Source organism: Treponema sp. (genome assembly GCF_052169735.1).
Taxonomy (GTDB): Bacteria; Spirochaetota; Spirochaetia; order Treponematales; family Treponemataceae; genus Treponema.
The window spans coordinates 1-5,939 of record NZ_JBQNBW010000096.1; the positions used below are offsets into that span (position 1 = coordinate 1).

Sequence of the window (5,939 nt, forward strand, 5' to 3'; positions counted from 1 at the left end):
TCACAGCTCACAGCTCACAGCTCACAGCTCACAGCTCACAGCTCACAGCTCACAGAGTGAACTTTGTTTAAGTAATTCTTTATCTTTTAATCACAGACATACTTATTTTTCCTCACCAGTAATAGCGAATTGGAATTATTCAATTCGCTTTTTTACTATTGTGCAGCACGCTTTTTCTGCATTACTGAAAGAAAACGAACATTCGCTATACCTTATCTATCATCTTTTATTCGATAAAAATATATCTATTCTTATGATTCTCAATTACAAATTATGTATAAAGGAGTTTTATTATGAAACAAAGATTAGCTTCGTTACTTGGTGCGCTCGTACTGTTGACAGGCGCAGTAATGATCGGGTGTAAACAGCAGACTTCTACACCAACGTACAAGATAACGCTGCAAGCTGGTGAAAATGGTACTGTTGAGGTTAGTCCTAAGCTGCCTAAAGACGGTAAGGTTCCTCAGTATACCGTACTCACCTTTACTGCAAAGCCTAATGCCGATTATGAAACGGAGTGGGCTGGAGCTGCGCCGGATGCGGGTGATAAAAACAAGGCAACGCTGACGGTAACGGCAAATACCACGGTATCTGCTACGTTTAAAAAACGCGGTGAGGCAGCCTCTGGAGACCGCTTCCATGTAGTGCTCAAAAGTGCCGGTCATGGTACCATCACAGCATATCCTGCACTTCCAACTAACGGCTTGGTTGCAAAGGACACGGTGCTTACCTTTACCGCGACGCCGGACTTCGGTTATGAAGTAGCTGGCTGGACAGGTGCGGCACAAGACAGCGCCGATAAAAACAAGGCAACACTGAAGGTGAGCGCACATACCACTGTCGGTGTTACGCTTAAAGAAAAGCCGGTTGATGCCTCGCTCTTACAAATCGATTCGGACGGGACACTTACTGGTGTAAAGGATAAAAATGCAGTGGTAGGTAGCCTTACCATCCCAAAGACGGTTACTAAAATCGGTGAGAGTGCCCTGGCTGGCTGCTCAAGACTGATGAGTGTTACAATGCCGGACTCTGTTACAGAAATAAGCGACAGAGCGTTTTACCACTGCAGCGGATTGGCCCATGTAACGATCGGTAGTAAGGTTACGTTTATTGGAGGGAATGCTTTTCAAGATTGTATTAGTTTGCAAAGTGTGACTATACCGGATAGTGTTACGACTATTCGCAGCGAGGCTTTTACTGACTGTACCGGTCTTGCCAGTGTTAAAATAGGTGCAGGTGTTACTTCAATAAGCGCTGAGGCGTTTAAAGGCTGTGTCGGGCTGGTGGCTATAACAGTTGCTCCAGAAAACGAACAGTATTGCAGCGATAAAAATATTGTCTACACAAAAGATAAAAAAACGCTGGTATTTGTTCCAAAAAACACAGCGGGTTCATTTACTATGCCGGAGAGCGTTACCAAAATTGGTGATTATGCTTTTGAAGGCTGCACAGGGCTGACCGCTATTACGATACCGGCTAGTGTTACTGCTATTGAATCTTCAGCTTTTAGCGGATGTACAGGACTGAGTGCTATTACCCTGCCGGATAGCGTGCAGTCGCTTGGCTGGAATAGCACCTTTGCGGGGTGTACAAATCTGACGAGCCTTACAATCGGTTCTGGTCTTACGAGTCTTGGTTATAATGCTTTTAGGGGCTGCTTAAAGCTCAAGACTATTGAGGTAGCTGATGCAAATACTGCCTATTGCAGTGTTGACAATATCATCTATAAAAAAGATAAGAAAGAAATAATATTTGTGCCGAAAGGTTTAACGGGCGCAATTACTCTTCCAACTGAATTGACTAAGATTCCCAGCTCCGCTTTTGACTCCTGTACAGGGCTTACGAGTGTCGTTATCGGTGCGAGTGTTACCGAAATTGCGGGCTGGGCTTTTTCGGGCTGCACAAACTTAGCAGCGGTTACAATTAAAAGTACGAGTCTAACAATTGGTAACTATGCTTTTAATAATATCAAATCCGATGCACAGTTTACTGTTAAAAACCAAACCGTAAAAGATAAACTGAAAGATAACGGAATACCGGAAGCTAATATCACTGTTAATCCGGCTCTATAATCGAATGGGTAACGGGTACAAGAGACCTGTTCGATACCTATGTTTCCGAACAGGGATAATTATCCGTTGCCCATTTTGTACGCGGTGATCTTTGGTTATATTGATTGGACAACACCCCGGGGCGTGAGCCTTACCCCTCGCACGAATCAAAGCTGGCAGCGGCTGGTTGCTTATGAATGGAGACTGCTCTTGCCATAAGCACCCAGTCGGAGTATCTTCACTGTATGAGCGAACAGACAGATGTACGTGAAACCCTCCATCAGTATGCCCTTTCGGCTCCGAAAACGAGCGGGGTGTATCTGTGGCGGGATGATAAAGATATTGTTATTTATGTCGGCAAGGCGAAGTCGCTGAAAAACAGGCTGAGTTCCTATTTTGCCTCGCGGCGGGATATTAAGACCCGTATTCTTGTGTCGCGGGCGCGGCGGCTTGAATATATTCAGACTGATAATGAGTATGAAGCCCTGCTGCTTGAAAATAATCTCATTAAAAAGTATAAGCCGCGCTATAATATCAACTTAAAAGATGGAAAAACCTATCCCGTTCTCAAAATTACTAACGAACGCTATCCCCGGCTGTACCGGACACGGCGGGTACAAAATGATGGGGCGCGCTACTTTGGTCCCTTTCCGAATGTTTCGGCACTTGATGATTTTTTATCCTTGGTAAAGCGGTCATACACACTGCGGCAGTGCAAGCGCTTAAAGAAACAGGAGCCGTGCCTCTATTTTCATATCGGGCGGTGCAGCGCTCCCTGTGCAGGAAAGATTTCCGAGCAAGACTACCAGCGTGATATTGACGAAATTGCCCTGCTGCTTGAAGGTGATTTTGTGCAACCGCTTGCAGAGCTGAAAAATAAGATGCAAGCAGCCGCCGCTGCCCGTGAATTTGAAAAAGCTGCCCGTATTCGTGACGGTATTCAGGCAGTGCAGGTACTCCGTGGGCAAAATACGGTAGAAGATATGGATCCTGAAGCCCGCGATTATATCGGCTGGGCAGCAGAAGGGGCGCTGATCACGTTTACGGTCTTTAAAATGCGCGGCGGCAAGGTTGTCGGACGCGACCTCTACCGGACGGAAAGTCTCAAGGATGAAAGCGAGGTTTTACCTGAGTTTTTGATCGCGTACTATACCGACCCGCAGCAGATACCACCGCATATTTTTGTTTTTTCCGGACAGGGACATGAGCTTGCCGAACAATGGTTTGCCGACCGCTTCGGTGTGCAGGTCGTTATTACTGCAATTCCGCTGGAAGAAAAGCCTGCCTCCTCTAGTACAGATGAAGCATACAGTGATCCTGAAGCAGAGCCTCATTCCAACTATGGAGCAGTGTCAGATGCAGTGAAGGCTGCTGAGCCGCATCTCAACTATGGAGCAGTAGCCGATACAGCGGAAAATAGCTCCGGTAATGAACCTCCTGCTCTGCATAAACACCTTGCTGCGATGCCTTCCTCCGTGCTGCGGCGGCACCGGGCAGCTCTTGCAATGGCTCGGTTTAATGCGAAAGAAGATGCTGCCCGCCGCTTGAAAGAACTAGGCGACTTTCCCGCCGTTGAAGAGCTGCAGAAGGTGCTTGGGCTTGAGCATCCTCCCCGCCGCATTGAAGGCTTTGACATTGCTCACCTACACGGTAAGTATACGGTTGCAAGTTTGATTTCCTTTAAGGACGGGAATCCCGATAAAAAGAATTACCGGATATTTAGACTGCGTAAAACCGACGGTATCATCGACGATTATACTTCGATGCGGGAAGCTGTCGCTCGGAGGTATACTCGGCTTGTAAACGAGGGGTCTGAACTGCCTGATCTTATTATGATTGACGGCGGTATTGGACAGGTGAATGCAGCAAAGTCGATACTTGATGCTTTGGAACTTGACATTCCGCTGGTAGGCTTGGCTGAAAAAAATGAAGAGCTGTACCGCCCTCATGTCAACCGCCCGATCGTGCTGCCTCGGCGGAGCGCAGCATTACGGCTGCTGCAACGAGTGAGAGATGAAACACACCGCTTTGCCAATACTCGGAACAATCGGCTGCGCTCAAAAGAATCGCTGCATCTCGTGTTTGAGCAGCTTCCGCACATTGGGGCAAAGCGGGCAGCCGTATTGCTGCGCAGTTTTTCGAGTATCGAAAAACTTGCCGCCGCATCTGCAGAAGCGGCGGCATCCGCCCTCAAGATTACTCCTGAGCAAGCAGAAGAAATTATTGCCGCCGCCGGAAAGTATATGAATGGAACTCTCTAACCGTGGAGACTCTTACAGTGCGTCGACTTCTGCGGGGGAGAGTCCGGCAATTTTGCAGATATCTCCAACGGGGTAGCCCATAGTGAGCATCGTTTTCGCCGTTTCGAGCTTTGCTTGGCGGGAGCCTCGGGCTTCTCCTTCCGCAAAGCCGAGTTCAAGACCTGACTTAAACTGAACCTCGGAGATAGTTGCAATGTCGCTTTTGAGTTTCATCCGGGATTCATAGAGTTTTCTTTCTACCGGACTTAGGCTCAATACGTCTATCTTTTCATTCAGCATTTGCAATATCGGTGATGTCGCGGCTAACATAGTTCGCTCCTCCTTATTGTCCGCGTTTATAAACTGTAACCAGTGTATCAGTTTTTGCTTTTTTTCGATAGGTTTCATCGGTATTCTTTCTTGACTTGCTTGTGCCAGATTAAGGAAATGTATCTCCAGTAAATCGGTAAGTAGCTGACAGTTTTTCTGTTCTAAAATGCTGTATACAGAATGTACTTGCGTGTTGAGCTTAAACCCTTCCGAAACCAGATTAATAGTAATGCACTTAGTTAAGTTGGTATACGGTTCTCCTTCTTTAAAACCTTCGGTATACATTTTTGCCCAATAAAATAGCGTCCGCGGGACAAACTCTGCCGACCAACTCTTTTGAAAATATGCATACCGTCTACGGCGTTGCTGCATAAAAATTAATCCTCAACGTACAGCAAGTACGTCTGCGGTTAATTTTTATTCGCGCCTTGTATCCGGTACCACTATTTTCAAAAGCCCCTTCAGTAATGCCAGTATGCTTGTTCCATCTTTTAAGCGGGCTTTGACATCCAGAATACCGGTTTTATCGGTTACCGCATCTTTGCTTAGCTCTTTATCCAGCAGTTCAATGTCTGTAATGGTGCCGGCTTCCATATCCAGGACACATTCGAGGAAATCTTGTAGACATACCTTGTTTTCTTCCGAACCGAGCAAGCGCTTAAACAAATAGTCGTTTCTTAGTGTGAGTGTATCGTTCATTTTTTAGCCTCCATACTTCTTTTATAAAGCGTAGATGAGGTTTTGGCTAAGAATCTCTTTTGAAAATATATGACGCATCTGCATCGGAAAATTCCTCGATACCGGAGGCGGCGTTGATATGCTGGGGCTTCCGGCTATAAAAATTTATCGAGAGTTTCGACTAAAATTTTATTGACGCTAAATAGAATGTCGTCCCTTATATCATTTTTTATGGACGTTGTACCGCTCTTTTTCTCATGATTTTTAAACAGTTCATCAGCTTCCACCTGTAACGCAGCAGCGATCTTCTCAATAAAATGAATAGAAGGAAATCGCCGCAGTGTCTCTATTTGTCCGATATAGCAGGTATCCGTGTCGCATAATTCCGCAAGTTTTTCTTGTGTAATGTGTTTTTCTTTGCGAATTCTTTTCAGATTGCTAATAAAAATTTGCTGTAATGTCATTTTTATATAGTATAAGCTATTATTTTCCAGTTATAATGAGCTTGAAGTCTATTTTTTTCTATGTTATTATTAGCTAATAGTATATATTTATATAAGCGATAAGATAACAAAGAGGAAGATTATGAAAAAGCGTTTTTCAATGCGTAATAAATTACTTATCATTTTTGGTTTGTTGG

The 5,939-nt window shown here is 45.2% G+C and carries 3 protein-coding genes and 1 pseudogene; 2 read left to right on the forward strand and 2 right to left on the reverse strand.

Features of this window, described 5'->3' with window-relative positions; all coding sequences use genetic code 11:
• Positions 1-293 precede the first annotated feature (293 nt).
• Complete coding sequence (locus tag ACTTJ8_RS11210; RefSeq protein WP_442721234.1) at positions 294-2,072, forward strand: leucine-rich repeat domain-containing protein; 1,779 nt, start codon at positions 294-296, stop codon at positions 2,070-2,072.
• Positions 2,073-2,296: 224 nt separating this feature from the next.
• On the forward strand, positions 2,297-4,312 hold the full coding sequence (uvrC, locus tag ACTTJ8_RS11215) for an excinuclease ABC subunit UvrC (RefSeq protein ID WP_442721235.1): 2,016 nt from the start codon (positions 2,297-2,299) through the stop codon (positions 4,310-4,312).
• Positions 4,313-4,324: 12 nt separating this feature from the next.
• Here the strand turns inward: uvrC and ACTTJ8_RS11220 are convergent.
• Positions 4,325-5,320: pseudogene (locus ACTTJ8_RS11220) on the reverse strand (Rpn family recombination-promoting nuclease/putative transposase).
• A gap of 134 nt (positions 5,321-5,454) precedes the next feature.
• The gene (locus ACTTJ8_RS11225; RefSeq protein WP_442716893.1) at positions 5,455-5,763 is read right to left on the reverse strand and encodes a helix-turn-helix domain-containing protein; all 309 of its coding nucleotides are present in this window, start codon (positions 5,761-5,763) and stop codon (positions 5,455-5,457) included.
• Between the last annotated feature and the right edge of the window lie 176 nt (positions 5,764-5,939).